Origin of the sequence: Rhodococcus sp. 7Tela_A2 (assembly GCF_049311045.1) — a bacterium.
GTDB lineage: Bacteria > Actinomycetota > Actinomycetes > Mycobacteriales > Mycobacteriaceae > Rhodococcus.
The window spans coordinates 1-16,561 of sequence record NZ_JAXION010000097.1 but is presented as its reverse complement, the minus strand read 5'-3'; the positions used below and the strand labels follow the sequence as shown (position 1 = coordinate 16,561).

Here is a 16,561-nt window from a genome sequence, read left to right as displayed (position 1 = left end):
CGGGCGGCGGCGGGGGGGGGGTTGGTGGCGGCGGGGGGGGGCCCCCCCCGGGGGGGGGCCCGGGGGCGGCCGTCGCGGCCGGCGTCGTCCTGCACCTGAGGACAGCGCCGGCGCGCGTCGGCGTTCCACTGGATGGAGGTGTGCTCCCAGCTGTTCTTCTGAACCAGCACTTGCGCCGAGCACTCGGCACACCGCAGCGGTTCCATCCGGTTCTCCATCGTTACTACTCCTACCCCGCGCTGGTGGGTTGTTCCTCGAGTGCCTTGCGGGCGATGTTGGCTTCGACTTCCTTCATCCACGCAGCAACCGGGCGCGTCGTGTCCATCTCGAACTCGAAGCGGTCGGTCATCTCCGGCTTCACCTCGTCCACGTCGACGTAGAACTGCTCGTACCAGCGGCGAAGCTGGTACACCGGGCCGTCCTCTTCGCACAGCAGCGGGTTGTCGATGCGGGTCTTGTTGCGCCAGATCTCGATGTCCTGCTCGAAGCCCTTGGCGATGAAGTTGCCGAACTGCTGCGCGACCTTCAGTGCCTCGTCGCCTTCGAAGCGATCGGACTTCTTGACGATCATTCCGTACATCAGCACGAACTTGTTCTCGGAGACCGGGTAGTGGCAGTTGATGAGGGTCGACTCGATGTCGTAGCCCTCGTACTCGTAGACCAGGTCGTCGATCATGAACGACGGCCCGAAGTAGCTCGCGTCCGAGCGACTGCCGAGCATCCGCGGCTGGCCCGCGGCGTGCGGACGGGCGTCCTCGCGCGCCTTGCCGCGCATGAACTGGCTGGCCACGTGACCTTCGAAGACGTTCTTGAAGTACGTCGGGAAGGAGTAGTGCACGTAGAAGAAGTGCGCCATGTCGACGATGTTGTCGATGAGTTCGCGGCAGTTGGTGTCGACCTCGGTCCGGTACCAGACCCAGTCGGTCCACTCGTCGCTCAGCGCGCCCTCGATCCGGGGGATTGTGACGTCCGCCGGCGGCGGGTTGCCCTGCGGGTCGTTCCACACGAACAGCAGACCGTCCTGCTGGAGCGTGTGCCACGCGCGCGTCTTCGCGATGGGCGGAACCCGGCGGGCGTACGGAATGTTGGTGCAGCGGCCGTTGCCGCCCCAGCGCCAGTCGTGGAACGGACACGCAACCTGGTCACCCTTGACGGTGCCCTGGCTCAGATCGCCACCCATGTGACGGCAGTAGCCGTCGAGGATCTTGAGCTCGCCTGCGGTGTCCGCCCAGACGACGAGCTTGGTGCCGAAAGCCTCCACGGAATGCGGCTTGCCGTCCTTGAAGGACTCGGCGAGGCCGAGGCAGTGCCAGCCGCGCGCGAAACGGGTAGGAGCAGAGCCCGCGACGATCTCGCGGACCTCGGTGGTGTCGGAAGTGCCCAGGCTCACGGTCGTCCGTCCTTTCGGGGGATTGGGAAGTACGGGGGTACACCGGCGGAAATCGGCACGTGTTGTGCCGGTCGGGGTCTCGCCGCTTCGATGATCCTGACGCTAGGTGATCACCGTCACGCCCAATCCCGGCGTCTCACTGGGCGGGACTCACGAACTCCGGGTGTCGGACGCCGACCAGAACGCGCGCATCGACGCGATCCGGCCGTCGTCGGCGAAGGTCATGACATCGATCGGTTCGAAGACGTACTCGGTCCCGTCCACCTCCGAGGTCACCCGGAAGTGGAAGGCCGCTTCGTTGCCTGCGATCCGCAGGGTGAGCAGTTCCGTCGAGTTGCGCGAGTGTTCGAGTCCCGCATACAGCGGGAGGATCGCGTCGCGTCCCGTGCGCACGTCGCTGCCGACGGGGTCCTCGACGGTCGCAGTGTCGGTGTAGAGGTCGGCTATGCCGGCTGCGGACGACGCCTCGATCCGCCGCAGGTACTCGGCGACGGTGGCGCGAATGCGGTCGGGGCCCGGGATTTCGTTGTTCACGGCGGCCTCAGACGCTCTGCGCGGGCGCCGGCACGGGGAGCAGCGCAGCCCTGCCGTTCGCGGCGAATTCGGCCTCGAGACGCGCGCGTGCGTCGTCGTCGAAGGGCACGTACTCCGCCGTACGCGCGACACGTACGTACACCGTGTCGTCGGTGTTCCAGGCGGCCGCGCGCAAAGGCGCCTTGTCCACCTTGTTGCTGCCGGTCAGCGGGATGTGGTCGGTCACCCGGACGAAGCGTGGCCACCACTTGTCACCCATATCCGGCTGCTCGGCGAGGAACGCGCCGAATGCTGCCGGGTCGAACACCGATCCGGGGTCCAGTTCGACAGCGCACATCACCTGGTCCCCGGTGGCGGGGTCCGGAACAGCGAAGACGGGCGCGGAGAGGATTCCGGGGCACCGATGCAGAACCCGCTCGACCGGAGCGGCCGAGAAGTTCTCGCTGTCGACCCGCAGCCAGTCCGACGACCGGCCCGCGAAGTAGAAGAACCCGTCGGCGTCGCGATAACCGAGGTCACCGGACCAGAAATCGTTCCCCTTGATCCGGTCCGCCATCGCGCCGGGATTCTTGTAGTAACCCTCGAAGGTGTGGGCTGTGTTGCGGGCGACGATCTCCCCGACCGCTTCACCGTTGATCAGGCGGCCCGTGTCGTCGAACTCGGCCGGCGGGCATTCCTCGCCGGTGACCTCGTCGAGGATCCGCACGTCGACGCCGCCCACCGCGACTCCGAGCGAACCGGTCGGGGTATCGGGAGTGCGGTTGATGCGGAAGACCCCTTCACTCGAGCCGTACCCCTCGATGACGGTGCAGCCGAAGCGCTCCGAGAACCGGGCGACGTCCACTTCGGAGGCTTCGGTCCCGAATGCCACTTCGAGTGTTCCGTCCCGGTCGCGCGGATCTTCGGGACGGCTGAGGACATAGGCGAGCGCGCGCCCGACGTAGTTCACGAAGGTCGCACCGTAGCGATGGATATCGTCGGCGAAGCGGCTCGCGGAGAACTTCCGGATCATGCTCACGGTCGCACCCACGCTCATCGCGGTGCCGAGGTTGAGCATCAGGGCGTTGCCGTGGAACAGGGGCATGCACAGGTACGTGACCGAGTCGCGGCGCATGTGTGTGCGTTCCGAGAGCGGCCCGAACAGCCGGGCGAGCCTGCCCTGGCTGACGACGACCGCCTTGGGAGCGCCGGTCGAACCCGAACTGAACAACAGCAGCGCGATGTCGTCGGGCGCCGGCCGGGTCTCGGGAAGCTGGGCACCACGGAACGGTTCGAGGAACTCGCGGTATCGCGGGCTGTCGACGTCGAGGATCTTCTCGGCGGGCAGGCCGTGGTCGGTGCCGGCGACGAGATGCGCCAGGCGCGACTCGGTGATGATCAGGTCGACGTCGGCGTGCCGGACGTCCCGGGCGATTTCCGGGCCGCTTCGGCTGGCGTTGATACCCACCACCACCGCACCGGCGAGTGCTCCCGCGCCGATCCAGAACACGAAGTCCGGAACGTTCTCGAGAAGCACTCCGATGTGGCGTTGCCGTCCCTCGGGCAGTGGCACGGTCGACACGAGCGCCGAGGCACGATCGGCGCTTTCCTGGACAACCTCGTCCCAGGTCCAGCGCTGGTCCTCGAAGCGCAGTCCCACCTTGGCATCGCCGCGGCGAGCTCGCACTACTTCGGCGAACGTGTCCAACTCATACCTCCAGATAGTCACGAGCGATGGGGCCATCACGGGCAGTCCGATCACAACAGACGCTCACGCGGCGCCGCGCCGAATTCCCGGCCAGCGGGAGCGCACGCGAGGGCTTCTAGCTCTGGGCGAAGACCGCGCGTCCTCCCGACAGCACTGCTCCTGCCTCGGTGGTGACGTCGAACCGCACATCGGAGGACGCGCCCCACGCACGGATCTCGGCGGTGTCGCCGGGAAAGACCGGGGCCGCGAACCGACCGGACAACGAGACGAGATCCGCGGGGTGTGCTCCGAGCGTGTGCGCGAGCGGCAGAGTCGTCGCGGCCAGCGTGCACAGTCCGTGGAGAATCGGCCGCGGCTGTCCGATCCCGGCTGCGGCGTCCGGATCTATGTGGATGTGGTGGCGATCGCCGGTGAGCCGGTACAGCGCGGCCTGTTCCTCGTGGGTGGTGAGGAGTGCGGTCGAGTCGGGTTCGCCCTCCGGTTGCCCGGGGGCGGACGGACCGCGGTCCCCGCCGAATCCGCCCGCTCCCGGCGCGAACAGCGACCATGTGGCGACGAAGTACTCGCTTTCCACCACCACCTCGAAGACTGCGGCGCGGCCCTTGTCCCACACGTCCCCGACCCGAGCCGTCATCGCGATGCTGCCGGACTTCGGAAGCGGGCTGAGAACGTCCAGCTGCTGGGAGCCGTGGAGTGCGGTCTTCGTATCGAATGCACCGAGCGATCCCAACGCATCCGGCGCCCACTGCGCCAAGGTCAGAGCGAAAGTCGGCAGCACCCGGAGGCGGTCCTCGAAGACGAGGTCGAGGTCTGTGGCGCGAGCCCCCACAGCGAGCGCATACAGAATCGCGTCGCGCTCGTCATAGGTGACCGTGCGGGTGCCGAGTTCGGCACCGCGCCAGGTTGCCGGGGTCGGCGTGTCGGTCGTGGTTGCATCGTGTGCGGGCATCGTTTCGTGTCCTTTCCGAGCGTGCTGATCGCACGCTAGGCACCCCCTGTAGCGGGGGTCACCGAGCATCCCACTGACCGGTACATTCGAACAGGGCGTTCATCGGCGTGAGAGATTCTTGCGATCCGATCCACGAGGAGGGGCATTCGTGCAGCGTGCAGGATCACCGGCGACTCACCGGTCGTCGGCGACGACCGGTCCGAGCCGGACCGCCACGCGATCCGGACTCGGCGGTGCACGATGAGCATTCCGTCGGATCCCTTCCCCTTCCTGGATCAACTCATCTCCCGGCTCACCGGGCCGGGCGGCGAGTTCGAGATCGTGATGGACGAGGTCCTCGGTACCTCGATGCCGGTCATGCGTAAACGGAACCGCGCGGTGGCGGATCTGCTGTCGCAGTCGCTCGTCTGGGGTGATCGCGAGTATCTCGTCACGGCCGACCGCCGCATCACCTTCGACGAGAACGCGAGGGAGTCCTATGCCCTCGCCGCCGCGCTGCGCGAGAGATACGGCGTGCGTGCGGGCGACCGGGTAGCGATCCTGTCGGCCAACAGACCCGAGTGGGTCACCGTGTTCTGGGCGACCCAGGCTCTCGGCGCCATCACGGTCGGGCTCAACGCATGGTGGGTGCAACCGGAACTGGAGTTCGGTATCCGCCATTCCCGCCCGCGCATCGTCTTCGTCGATGCTCCGCGTGTCGAGGCGGTCACGAAGATCGCCCCGAGCGACACGGTGGTGCTGTCGGTCGAGACGGATCTGCCCGCACTGATCGCCGAGTTCGACGGCCGGCAGCCACCGCCCCCGCGAATCGACGAGGACGACCCGGCAGTCCTGCTGTACACCTCCGGTACGAGCGGGGACCCCAAGGGGGCGTTGCACTCTCAGCGCAACCTCTTGGCCGTCGTCGATTATCAGCGCTACACCGAAGCGATCCACACGATCTGGACAGGCGAAACGTACGACCGCTCGGCCCCGTCCGACGCCCGCTACCTGCTCACGTCGTCGATGTTCCACATCACGAGCCTGCACAACACGATCGTGCCGCGGCTGGCGATGGGAAGCACCGTGATCATGAACCAGGGATGGTTCGACGTCCACCGTGTCCTGGAATTCATCGAACGCGAACAGGTGACGCACTGGCTGGCCGTGCCGTCGATGGCGGCACGCATGCTCGAAGACGAGGACCTCGACCGGTACGACCTGACGTCGCTGACACGGTTCACCCTGTCCTCGGAACCGTCCACACCGGAGTTCAAACAACGCCTGCGCGAGCAACTCCCGTTCGGACGGCACGCGATGGTCGACAGCTACTCCATCACCGAATGCAGCACATCGATCGCGGTGGCCAGCGCACAGGAACTCGAGAAGCATCCGGGTACCGTCGGCGTCCCGATCATCACCGTCAGCCTCGAGATCCGCGATCAATACGGCGAATGGCTGCCCGACGGCCACGTCGGCGAGGTGTGCGTCCGCAGTCCTTTCGTCATGATCGGGTACTGGGACGACGAGAAGGCCACCGCCGAGGCGATCACGCCGGACCGCTGGCTTCGGACCGGCGATTTCGGGGTCGTCGAGAAAGGCCGGCTCCGGCTGGTCGGCCGGCGTGCGGATCTGATCCATCAGAACGGCGAGAACATCTATCCCTCCGAGGTCGAACGAGTGCTTGCCCAGCATCCTGCCGTGCGCGAGTGCGTGGTGACGGGAGCACCGCACGCCGACTGGGGGCAGGAAGTCGTCGCGGTGGTCGTGCTCGTCGCGGGAACGACGGTGACCGAGGAGGACCTGACCAAGTTCGCCGCCGAGCACCTCGCCTATTTCAAGGTACCCACGCGGTGGCGCCTGACCCATGATCTGTTGCCCCGCAACTCCACCGGAAAGATCGTCCGTAAGGGCTGGCGCGGTACGCACGGTCCGGAAATGTGAACGCCCGGGCGGCTCCTGCTGCGGCGTGCGTAGTAGGAGCCACCCGGACGTCGGCGTCAGGGGATCAGCTCAGGCGTTCGAGCACCATCGCCATACCCTGACCACCACCGACACACATCGTCTCCACACCGAACTGCTTGTCCTGCTCACGCAGATTGTTCAGCAGCGTGTTCGTGATCCGCGCACCCGTCATACCGAACGGATGCCCCAGCGCGATCGCACCACCGGAGATATTGAGCTTGTCCTCGTCGATCCCGAGTTCACGAGCCGACCCGAGCACCTGCACCGCGAACGCCTCGTTGATCTCGAACAGATCGATATCCGAGATTCCCATCCCCGCATTGGCCAGCGCCCGGCGAGTCGCATCGATCGGGCCCAGACCCATGATCTCCGGCGACAAGCCCGACACCCCGGTCGAGACGATCCGCGCCAGCGGCGTCAACCCGAGAGCCTTCGCCTTCGTGTCGGACATGATCACCAGCGCCGCCGCACCATCGTTGAGCGGGCACGCATTGCCCGCGGTGACCGTGCCGTCCGGACGGAACACCGGCTTGAGCTGGCTGACCTTCTCGTACGTGGTGCCGGCGCGCGGGCCGTCGTCGGTCGAGACGACCGTGCCGTCGGGGAGTGTGAGCGGCGTGATTTCCTTCTCGAAGAACCCCGACTTGATGGCTTCCTCGGCCCGGTTGTGTGAGCGCACGCCCCACCGGTCCTGGTCTTCGCGGGAAATCCCCGTGTAGGACGCGACGTTCTCGGCGGTCTGACCCATCGCGATGTAGACGTCGGGCAGTGTTCCTTCGGACCGCGGATCCGTCCAGGCCGTACCGCCCTGGGCAAGAGTTTCGGTCCGCGCCTCTGCGTCCGCGAACAAGGGGTTCTTGGTGTTCGGCAGGCCGTCGGCGTTGCCGGTCACGAAGCTCGACACCGACTCCACACCGGCGGAGATGAACACGTCGCCCTCGCCGGCCTTGATCGCGTGAAGCGCCATGCGGGTGGTCTGCAGCGACGACGAGCAGTACCGGTTGACGGTCACGCCGGGAAGGAAGTCGTAGCCGAGCTGCACGGCGACCACGCGGGCGATGTTGAAGCCGGACTGGCCGGCGGGCTGGCCACAGCCGACCATCAGGTCGTCGATCTCCGCCGGATCCAGGTCCGGAATCTTCGCGAGTGCCGCGGCGACCATCTGCGTGGTCATGTCGTCGGGCCGGAGTGTCTTGAGAGACCCCTTCATCGCGCGCCCGATGGGCGAGCGTACTGCTGAGACGATCACTGCTTCGGGCATCGGAAGCTCCTTCGAGAGTTGTCGGTCGGGAATCGTCTGCCGGGACTACAGGCCGAGATCGCGGCCGATGAGTTCCTTCATGATTTCGTTGGTGCCGGCCCAGATCTTCGTCACACGGGCGTCCCGCCATGCCCGCGCGACACGGTATTCGTTCATGTACCCGTACCCACCGTGGATCTGAACACACGCGTCGAGGACCTCGGACTGGGTCTGCGCACTCCACCACTTGGCCTTCGCCGCGTCGACCGCGGTGAGCTTGCCGTCGGCGTGGGCCTCGACAGCCTGGTCGACGTACGCTTCGGCGACCTCGATCTTGGTCACCAGTTCGGCGAGCAGGAACTTGTTGTACTGCATGGTGCCGATGGCCTGACCGAATGCCTTGCGTTCCTTCGAGTACTCGAGAGTCTCCAGGAGAATGTGCTTGGCATGGTGCACGTTGTTGACGGCGGAGCCGAGGCGTTCCTGCGGCAGCAGTTTCATCATCGAGATGAAGCCCATGCCTTCTTCGCCGAGGAGATTCGCGCCCGGAACCCGGACGTCCTTGAAGAACAGTTCGGCGGTGTCGGCCTCGGGCTGTCCCACCTTGTCGAGCTTGCGGCCGTTCTCGAAGCCCTCCATACCGCGCTCGACGACGAGCAGCGAAATGCCCTTGGCGCCCTTCGTGGGGTCGGTGCGGGCGGCCACGACCACCAGGTCGCAGTTGTAACCGTTGGTGATGAATGTCTTGGCGCCGTTGAGGATCCAGTCGTCGCCGTCGCGGACAGCCGTGGTCTTGAGGTTGGCGAGGTCGGAGCCGCCGGAGGGCTCGGTCATGCCGATGGCACAGATGAGCTCGCCTGTCGCACAACGGGGCAGCCAGCGTTCGCGCTGCTCCTCGTTGCCGAGGTGCACGATGTACGGAACCGTGATGTCCGAGTGGATACCCATCGAGGACGACAGCGCCATGTTGGCACGCGCGAATTCCTCGGCGACGATCGCGTTGAAGCGGTAGTCACCGGCCTCCATGCCACCGAAGCGCTCCGGGATCTCGAGCCCCAGGAAGCCCGCCTTACCGGCTTCGAGCCAGATGTCGCGGGGAATCTCGTGGCGATCGATGAGTTCCTCTGCACGGGGCAGTACGAACCGATTGACGAACTCCCGGGCCGAGTCCCGGAAGGCCTCGTGATCGGGACCGTACAGGGTGCGTCGCATCCAAAGCTCCTAGAGTGAAATAAGCGAGTGCTTATTTTCTAAGCACTCGCTTATGATGAAGCGTTGTGGTGAGCCTGTCAACCACACGAGCAGGCAAGAACTGGAGTAAACCGTGACCACACCGAGCACCGGCGTCATCAGCACCTCGAAGGCAGCCGCGCGCCTCCGCGAGGCCGCAATCGAGGCGTTCGCGGAACACGGTTACGGAGGCACGACCACCCGGCAGATCGCCACCCGGCTGGAGATGAGTCCCGCCGCGATGTATCCGCACTACAAGTCGAAGGAAGAGCTTCTCTATGCCATCTCCTACGAGGGGCACGACCTCGCCCTGCGGGTAGCGCGGGACGCCGACATCCCCGGCGCCGACGCCGTCACGCGCCTCTCCTCCGTCATCGGCCGGTTCGCCGGATGGCAAGCCGAACATCACCGGCGCGCGCGAGTCATCCAGTACGAACTGAACGCCCTCGACCGCGACCACTACCGCATCATCACCGGGCTGCGCCGGCAGACGACCCAGGTCGTCAGGGACGTGGTCGACGCGGGGCTCGAGTCCGGTGAGTTCACCGTCCCCGACGCCGAAGGCGTCACCCTCGCGCTCATGTCGCTGTGCGTCGACATCTGCCGGTGGTATCCGTCCGGCCGCTACAGCGAGCCCGAGGCCATCAGCACCCTGTACGCCGATCTCGCACTGCGCCTGGTGGGTGCGGTGCGCTAGCATCTCGCCACCAACAGATCGGGGGGTCGTGGTGGGGGAACATCGAGTCGCGTCGCGTTCCGGCGGCGAAGGAGCCGTCACCGGTTCACAGCGCGCGTACGCGCTGACATTCGTCGGACAAGGGCGGTAGCTGCATGTCGGACGACACTCCGCTGGAAGAACTCCTCCAACCTCTTCTCGGCTCGGGTGTGCCCGGGTCGGTCACCAGGCGACAGGCCCGGCACGACGAACTCGCCGCGCGACTCGACGCGGGATTCGATCCCGAATACATCCGCGACTTCGAGAACTTCCACAGCATGGAGCATGCCGAGATCTATCGCATCGCCCAGACCATCAGCCCTATCGCGATGACCACACTGGCCGGTGAATGGGCCGAGCTGGGAAAGGGTTTCAGCCTTGCGGTCTCGCTCGGCACCGTGATGATCCGCGACCGGATCGCGCGGCACTGGGAAGGAGACGCAGCAACGGCGGCGGCCGAAGCCACCCGGCGTTTCGGCGAATCGGCTCAGCAACTGTGCGACGCAGCGCAGGCGGTCGCCCAGAAGTTGCACATCGCCGCGGATGTCGGGGAACGGGTCAAGTCGTCCGTTCCGCCGCCCACCGCCCGGATTCCGATGGCGTTCACCGCGCTCGATCCGGTGGCCGGGGCCGAGGCCGCACGACAAGCGGAAGCGGTCCGGGTGCAGTCGGTGCATGTGATGGAATCGCTGTACAAGCCGTACTACCGGGATTCGGGTGCGGCGGTTCCGGTGCTCCCGCCGCCGTTTGTGGCGGCCACGGCGTCCGGCGGAGAGGTTGCCGGTGGCCGGCAATGGGGCGCCGCGAGCGAGTCCGGCCGAGATTCCGCGGGCGTGGATCCGACGGCGGGAGGGTTCGGCTCGAACCGCCGCGAAGACCTCGATTCCGCGACGTCCCGTACGGCCGACGGACCCCACGACAATTCGGAAGACCGTTCCGCGAAGCGCGAGAATGCGGCGCAGCCAAGCCCGTTCGAAGCTTCCGGCTCCGATCCGGCAACGACCACACCGGCCGGCACCTCGGGGCCGTCACCACTGCCCGGTCAGCCGTATGGTTCCGGGGCCTCCGGATCTCCCGCCGGCCTCGGAGCCTCCGGCGGCGCCGGCGGCGCAGGTGGCGGTGTCTCGTCACCCTGGGGTCAGGGGCTCGGCGCCGGTGCCCTCGGCGGAGCGGCACCTGCGGGAACCGACCGCTCGGCACCACAGGCAGCGGCCGGGTCACGCAACGGTGGCGCACGCCCGATGGGCATGTATCCCGGCATGATGCCGCCGAGTTCGGCGCAGGGTAACGACGACCAGCGCCGCGTCCCCGGTTACCTCGTCACCAACGACCACGGCAGCGAACTCATCGGCTCGATACCGGACACCGCGCCGCCCGTGCTGGGGGCGGACCCGACATGAGCCGACGCCTGACACCGGATCGGTTTCGGTCTCTGTGGACCGCCTCGGGAGACGACGACCTGCCGTTCCCCCTGCGGTACCGCTCCGCGGCCCGGTGGGAAGACGAACATATCGCCGACCTCCGCGCAGCCGAACGATGGCGGCAACAACTCGGCGACCCTGTCCTCGAACGCGCGCTCCACATTCTGCGCGCGGGTGAGATCGCGATCGAGATCTATGCGAACTCGTCCCGTCCGGGCGAATCGCTGTTCGTCGCGGGTGCCGTCGCCGGAGAGGACGCCGTTCTGGCCCGGCAGCACGTGAACGCCGGAGACATCGAGGTCACGACCATGCCGATCGGCCGGCTTCCCGGGTCGATCGCCGCATCGCTGCCCACCGTTCCACCCGGCCGGATACCGGAGCACACCGCGCCGACACGCTCGCTCCTGGATCTGCCCGTCAACACCGCCGTGCGTCTCCCGCTCGGCGGTGGGGCGGCACCGGCCGTTCGCGACGTCCTGCTCCGACCCAGGACGGCGACCGGCAGCATCCGGTTTCTTCTCCGCTCCCCCGGCACAGGTCCTACCGGGGCGGGTGACGTGGGCTGGTTCGATGTCGTCGACGACGGCCGGTATCTGTTCGTCCAGGGTGCCGACACGCGCGTGGCTCCCGGCACGACCGAAGCGCTGCACACCGAGTTGTCGTCGCGTCTGGACGTCGCACGCGCCGCACCGCGAACACAGTTCCGCCGGCCGCTGCAACCGTACTGACCAGCCTTTGCGGCGATCCGCCGACGTCCACTGTCGTCTACCCTGAAGGCCATGACGGATCGGGACCGCACCCCCGACGGCCGACCGCAGAACGCACGTCCCCGTGACGCGCTCGGCCGTCCCCTGCCACCCGGCGAAGAGGGCGTCCCGCGCGTCCCCGACGACCTCGATCTCGACACCGAGGAGACCATTTCCGAAGGGCAGCGACTGCTCGATCAGGGGCATCCGTTCCACGCCCACGAAGTGTTCGAATCCATGTGGAAAAAGGCTCCGCCCGAAGAACGCCCGCTGTGGCAGGGTCTCGCTCAGCTCGCCGTGGGCCTGACCCACCTGCTGCGCGGCAACCCCCGAGGCGCCGCCTCGCTGCTAGAACAGGGCAGGTCGCGTATCCGCCACTACGAGGACGCACCACCGTACGGCCTCGACATCGACGGATTGTCCGCGTGGGCAACTCATCTCCTGACCGAGATCGAACGCGGCGACCCCACCGACGAACCACCGATCCCGATGCTGAGGATGCCCTGATGCCGATTCTCCCCATGTTCCCTCTGGGTACCGCACTACTCCCCGGAGCCGGCCTACCGCTCCACGTCTTCGAGCCGCGTTACCAGCAACTCGTACGCGACTGCTCGACCGCGCCGGACGGCCCGCGTTTCGGCGTGGTGCTCATTGCACGGGGACACGAGGTCGGCGGCGGCGATCAGCGCAACGACGTGGGGACCGTCGCGAGAATCCTCCTCGACACCGAAATCGGCGGCGGACGGCACGTTCTGGAATGCGTTGCGGAAGAACGGATCCGCATCGATCACTGGCTCCCGGACGATCCGTATCCGCGCGCGGAGGTGGAACCGTGGCCCGATACCGACTCGGGGCCGGTCGACATGGCGCCGCTGATGGAGGCACTCGAGCGTCTTCACGATCTCCTCGACCGCCTGACCGACGGCAATGCTCCACCGCTGCCGTCCCCCACGGAGCTTCCCGACGATCCGGGCGCGCGGTTGTTCGCGATCGCGCGTCACATTCCCATGGGTGAGGCGGATCGGTATGCGGTGCTCGCGACACCCGGCCCGGCCGAGCGCGTGGAGGTGCTGACCGAATCGGTCGCGACCGCCATCGACCTGGCATCGTGGAAACTGCAGAACTGACACGCCACACCTGCTCGACTATGTCCGGCGATCGACGCCGTGCGCCACGGATCCCGGGGTACGGTTGTCGGACGGTTGTCCCGTCGACTCCATCGCCAGGAGAAGCCCGTGTCCGACGAAACCGATCTGTCCTATGAAGCCGATCCTGATCCGGCACAAGCATTCCTCGACGAGATCGCAGTCGAGTATCGCAGTGATCCCGCGGTCGAGATGGGCACGATGTTCCGCAGCCCGGGCCTGCGCGTGGGAGGCAGAATCTTCGCGTTTCTCGGTGGGGATCAGCGCTTGATCGTCAAACTTCCCCGTTCCCGCGCTCTGGAAGCGGTCGACACCGGAACCGCCCACCACGTCACGATGGGCAGCCGGACCATGAAGGAGTGGGTTGCTTTCCCACTCGACGGAAACGACCTTGCCGGCACCTTGGACACCTGGCGGCACGCCGCCCGGGAAGCGCACAACTTCGTCGCCCGGATCTGACCTCCGCCGCTCAGCCGACGACGACCACCACGAGTGTCCGCGGACCGTGCACCCCTTCGACACGTTCGAGTTCGATGTCGCTGGTCGCGGAGGGCCCGCTGACGAGTGTGGTGGGCCGCTCGGGCACCAGCCTCGCCAGCGCCTCGGGCACACCGACTTCGAGGGTATCCAGTCCCACCAGGCACACGTGGAGGTCGGGCACCAGCGTGAGTGCTCGCCTACCCTGATCCGGGCTTCCGTCGAGGAAGATGGTGCCCGTTTCCGCACACGACACAGCCGATCCGGTGAGCACACCGTCGAGTTGCCCCAGGTCGGGAGCGGGCACTTCCGGAGAGTCGACGACGATCCGGCCATCGAATTCCGCGAGCCACGACCGGTCCAGTCCGGGCGGCACCCCGAGGCTCTGCACTCCGAGTTCGGTGAGAATCCCGGAGAGCGCACTCGCAAGTTCCGCGGAGGTGTGACGATGCACGGTCGCCTTGTAGTCACGCACCCTGTCGGCGAACATCTCGTAACGCTGGTCGTCGGGCAGTGTCCTTCCTGTCCGGTAGCGGCGGACAACCTCCGCGGGAGGAGAGTCCGACAGCATCAGTGCATCTCGGATACGCCCCATGACAACGTCTTTCGAACTCATGACTGTTCCCCCGATTGTCTCGCCCGTTCGAGGGTGATCCGACGTTCTTCGGTGTCCCACCACTGACGGAACGTCTGTTTCGGAGGTGCGGCGATATCGCGGGCGTCGGTCCACCCGCTCAGCGGCCACGGCAGCGTCGTGATGCGACCCTTCCGTCCCGCGAGCAGTCGCGCGATGCTTGCGGCCTTCTGGGCTGCGGTCCATCGCACGGCCGAAGACATCGCGAACGAGGCCGCCTTCATGGCCGCGGCTTCGGCACCCGGCCGCGCGTGCTCGGCTTTCTGGTGCCGCAATTCGACCAGCAGGGACGGAATGTCGATTCGGACCGGGCAGGCGTCGAAACAGGCGCCGCACAGGCTCGACGCGAACGGCAAGGTGGCATTGGGGTCGTGGGGTTCGTCCATGCCGGCCAGTTGCGGGGTGAGCACCGCACCGATCGGGCCGGGATACGTCGACCCGTAGGCGTGACCGCCGGTGCGTTCGTACACCGGGCACACGTTCAAGCATGCTGAGCAGCGGATGCAGCGCAGCGCCGCTCGTCCGACGGTGTCCGCAAGGGTTGCGGTGCGTCCGTTGTCGAGCAGGATCAGGTGGAACGTCTGCGGTCCGTCCCCGGGGGTGACACCGGTCCACATCGAGGTGTACGGGTTCATCCGTTCCCCCGTCGACGATCGCGGGAGCAATTGGAGGAACACCTCGAGATCACGGTAGGTGGGCAGAAGCTTCTCGATACCCATGACGGTGATGAGGGTCTGCGGCAATGTCAGGCACATTCGTCCGTTGCCTTCGGATTCGACCACCGCGAGTGTCCCGGTTTCGGCGATGCCGAAGTTCGCTCCCGAGACCGCGACCGGCACCGTCATGAACTTGTGCCGCAAGTATTTCCGGGATGCTTCGGCGAGATGTGCCGGGTTCGCGTCGAGATCGGGATCCACGCCGTCCATCTCGCTGAGGAAGATGCTGCGAATCTCGGACCGGTTGCGATGGATGGCGGGCACGAGAATGTGCGACGGTGTGTCGTGGCCGAGTTGGACGATGAGTTCGGCGAGGTCGGTCTCGTGCGCGGTGATGCCCTCGGACTCGAGATGTTCGTTGAGACCGATCTCCTGGGTGGCCATGGACTTCACCTTGATGACTTCGTCCGCCCCCGCTTCCCGAACCAGTTGTGTCACCAGTGCATTGGCCTCGTCGGCATCTGCGGCCCAATGCACCACACCGCCCCGTGCGACGACGGCTGCTTCGAACTGCTCGAGCAACTCGGGTAGTCGCGCGAGCACGTCGTTCTTGATTCCCTCTCCGGCGACCCGGAGGTCTTCCCAGTCCGGTAATTCTTCGGTGACCGCCAGTCGCTTGCCGCGGATCGTGTGCGTCGCTTTACCGATATTGCGCCGCAGTTGCGCGTCGGCGAGTTCGTGTCGTGCTGCGGCAGGGAAGGTTTCGGTTCCGCGCACGTTTCCGGTGCCGCGCGGCGGGATCGGCGGCATCCCCAGCGAGGCCGCGGTCACGAGCCCACCACCGGAGCGGGTTCGCGGACGGACGCGAGAATCTCGGCGAGATGCAGGGTGCGTGTCCCCATCCGCAGACGTGACATTCCCCCGCCGATGTGCATGAGGCACGACGAATCTCCGGCCGTGCAGACCTCGGCACCCGTCGAGGCCACATTTCTGATCTTGTCGCCGAGCATCGCGGTGGACGTCTCCGCATTCTTGATCGCGAACGTTCCACCGAACCCGCAACACACGTCGGCTTCGGGAAGTTCGACGAGGTCGATGTCGCGTACCCGGCGCAGCAACCGGAGCGGCTTGTCTCCCACCCTGATCATCCGCAACGAGTGGCAGGTCGGGTGGTAGGTGACACGGTGGGGGAACGACGCACCGACGTCGGTCACCCCCAGCACGTCGACGAGCAGTTCCGACAACTCGTACGTCTTGGCCTTCACCACCTCCACCCGTCCGCGGAGCGCCGGAGTTCCATAGCGGTCGGCCACGATGTGGTGCTGGTGACGGATCGACCCTGTGCACGATCCGGACGGCACCACGACCGCGTCGATCGCGGTGTCGCCGAACTCCTCGGCGAAGTTCTCCACGAGCGGCAGCGCGTCCGGCTGGTATCCGGTGTTGATGTGCATCTGGCCGCAGCAGGTCTGCCCGGGCGGGAACACCACCTCGTGTCCGAGTCTCGTGAGCAGGACAGCGGTGGCCTCGAGCGCGGACGGGAAGAGGGTGTCGCCGAGACATGTGCCGAACAGCGCGATCCGCATCGAGTTCTCCGCATCAATCTGTGGTCCGTCCCACACTATCGCCGGCGGCGGGAACCCTGGTGAAATCGTCTCCGAAAGTCGTGTATCGTTGGTCAGGCAACGCGGGGTGGAGCAGCTCGGTAGCTCGCTGGGCTCATAACCCAGAGGTCGCAGGTTCAAATCCTGTCCCCGCTACCACCACCGGCCCGGACTCTCACGAGTCCGGGC

Annotated in this window: 16 protein-coding genes, 1 tRNA gene and 1 pseudogene; 8 read left to right on the top strand and 10 right to left on the bottom strand. The window is 66.6% G+C overall.

Going from position 1 to position 16,561, the window contains the following annotated elements:
• The 5 genes and pseudogenes from TVH25_RS16600 to TVH25_RS16580 all read right to left on the bottom strand — a co-directional run.
• Positions 1–218: pseudogene (locus TVH25_RS16600) on the bottom strand (hypothetical protein); the annotation flags it as partial.
• Between the two features lie 11 nt (positions 219–229).
• Positions 230–1,390 carry a Rieske 2Fe-2S domain-containing protein gene (locus tag TVH25_RS16595; RefSeq protein WP_169623104.1) on the bottom strand — a complete coding sequence of 387 codons (1,161 nt, stop codon included), beginning with the start codon at positions 1,388–1,390 and terminating at the stop codon, positions 230–232.
• A gap of 150 nt (positions 1,391–1,540) precedes the next feature.
• Entirely contained in the window at positions 1,541–1,924 is a 384-nt protein-coding gene (locus tag TVH25_RS16590; protein WP_296550234.1) for a nuclear transport factor 2 family protein, read from the bottom strand.
• A 7-nt stretch (positions 1,925–1,931) separates the two neighbouring features.
• Positions 1,932–3,611 carry an AMP-binding protein gene (locus TVH25_RS16585; protein WP_296550232.1) on the bottom strand — a complete coding sequence of 560 codons (1,680 nt, stop codon included), beginning with the start codon at positions 3,609–3,611 and terminating at the stop codon, positions 1,932–1,934.
• A gap of 115 nt (positions 3,612–3,726) precedes the next feature.
• Entirely contained in the window at positions 3,727–4,560 is an 834-nt protein-coding gene (locus tag TVH25_RS16580) for a MaoC/PaaZ C-terminal domain-containing protein (protein WP_422424857.1), read from the bottom strand.
• A 240-nt stretch (positions 4,561–4,800) separates the two neighbouring features.
• Here TVH25_RS16580 and TVH25_RS16575 point away from each other — a divergent pair, with 240 nt between their 5' ends.
• Entirely contained in the window at positions 4,801–6,483 is a 1,683-nt protein-coding gene (locus TVH25_RS16575) for a class I adenylate-forming enzyme family protein (protein ID WP_296550229.1), read from the top strand.
• Positions 6,484–6,547: 64 nt separating this feature from the next.
• Here TVH25_RS16575 and TVH25_RS16570 read toward each other — a convergent pair whose 3' ends face one another.
• Together TVH25_RS16570 and TVH25_RS16565 are read right to left on the bottom strand one after the other, a co-directional pair.
• Complete coding sequence (locus TVH25_RS16570; RefSeq protein WP_422424856.1) at positions 6,548–7,765, bottom strand: acetyl-CoA C-acetyltransferase; 1,218 nt, start codon at positions 7,763–7,765, stop codon at positions 6,548–6,550.
• 45 nt (positions 7,766–7,810) lie between these two features.
• On the bottom strand, positions 7,811–8,956 hold the full coding sequence (locus TVH25_RS16565; protein ID WP_169622962.1) for an acyl-CoA dehydrogenase family protein: 1,146 nt from the start codon (positions 8,954–8,956) through the stop codon (positions 7,811–7,813).
• A gap of 112 nt (positions 8,957–9,068) precedes the next feature.
• Between TVH25_RS16565 and TVH25_RS16560 the strand changes: the two genes are divergently transcribed.
• The 6 genes from TVH25_RS16560 (at position 9,069) to TVH25_RS16535 (ending at position 13,460) form a co-directional block, all read left to right on the top strand.
• Entirely contained in the window at positions 9,069–9,671 is a 603-nt protein-coding gene (locus tag TVH25_RS16560; protein WP_169622961.1) for a TetR/AcrR family transcriptional regulator, read from the top strand.
• A gap of 134 nt (positions 9,672–9,805) precedes the next feature.
• Positions 9,806–11,089, top strand: coding sequence for a hypothetical protein (locus TVH25_RS16555; protein WP_422424855.1), 1,284 nt, complete (start codon positions 9,806–9,808; stop codon positions 11,087–11,089).
• The gene (locus tag TVH25_RS16550) at positions 11,086–11,838 is read left to right on the top strand and encodes an ESX secretion-associated protein EspG (RefSeq protein ID WP_422424854.1); all 753 of its coding nucleotides are present in this window, start codon (positions 11,086–11,088) and stop codon (positions 11,836–11,838) included. The genes TVH25_RS16555 and TVH25_RS16550 overlap by 4 nt, the downstream gene beginning before the upstream one ends.
• Positions 11,839–11,889: 51 nt before the next feature.
• A complete protein-coding gene (locus TVH25_RS16545; protein ID WP_296550390.1) occupies positions 11,890–12,363 on the top strand; it encodes a DUF309 domain-containing protein in 474 nt (157 codons plus the stop codon).
• On the top strand, positions 12,363–12,983 hold the full coding sequence (locus TVH25_RS16540) for an LON peptidase substrate-binding domain-containing protein (RefSeq protein ID WP_169622957.1): 621 nt from the start codon (positions 12,363–12,365) through the stop codon (positions 12,981–12,983). The genes TVH25_RS16545 and TVH25_RS16540 overlap by 1 nt, the downstream gene beginning before the upstream one ends.
• Positions 12,984–13,091: 108 nt before the next feature.
• A complete protein-coding gene (locus TVH25_RS16535; RefSeq protein WP_422424853.1) occupies positions 13,092–13,460 on the top strand; it encodes a hypothetical protein in 369 nt (122 codons plus the stop codon).
• Between the two features lie 10 nt (positions 13,461–13,470).
• Here TVH25_RS16535 and TVH25_RS16530 read toward each other — a convergent pair whose 3' ends face one another.
• From TVH25_RS16530 to TVH25_RS16520, 3 genes are read right to left on the bottom strand one after another with little or no spacing between them, the layout of a single operon-like run.
• Positions 13,471–14,094, bottom strand: coding sequence for a LutC/YkgG family protein (locus tag TVH25_RS16530; protein WP_422424851.1), 624 nt, complete (start codon positions 14,092–14,094; stop codon positions 13,471–13,473).
• The gene (locus tag TVH25_RS16525) at positions 14,091–15,578 is read right to left on the bottom strand and encodes a lactate utilization protein B (RefSeq protein WP_422424858.1); all 1,488 of its coding nucleotides are present in this window, start codon (positions 15,576–15,578) and stop codon (positions 14,091–14,093) included. The genes TVH25_RS16530 and TVH25_RS16525 overlap by 4 nt, the downstream gene beginning before the upstream one ends.
• Positions 15,579–15,595: 17 nt before the next feature.
• Positions 15,596–16,354: a (Fe-S)-binding protein gene (locus TVH25_RS16520; protein WP_169622954.1), complete on the bottom strand. Its 759-nt coding sequence runs from the start codon at positions 16,352–16,354 to the stop codon at positions 15,596–15,598.
• 100 nt (positions 16,355–16,454) lie between these two features.
• Here TVH25_RS16520 and TVH25_RS16515 point away from each other — a divergent pair.
• A tRNA-Met gene (locus tag TVH25_RS16515) sits at positions 16,455–16,531 on the top strand.
• Positions 16,532–16,561: the final 30 nt, after the last annotated feature.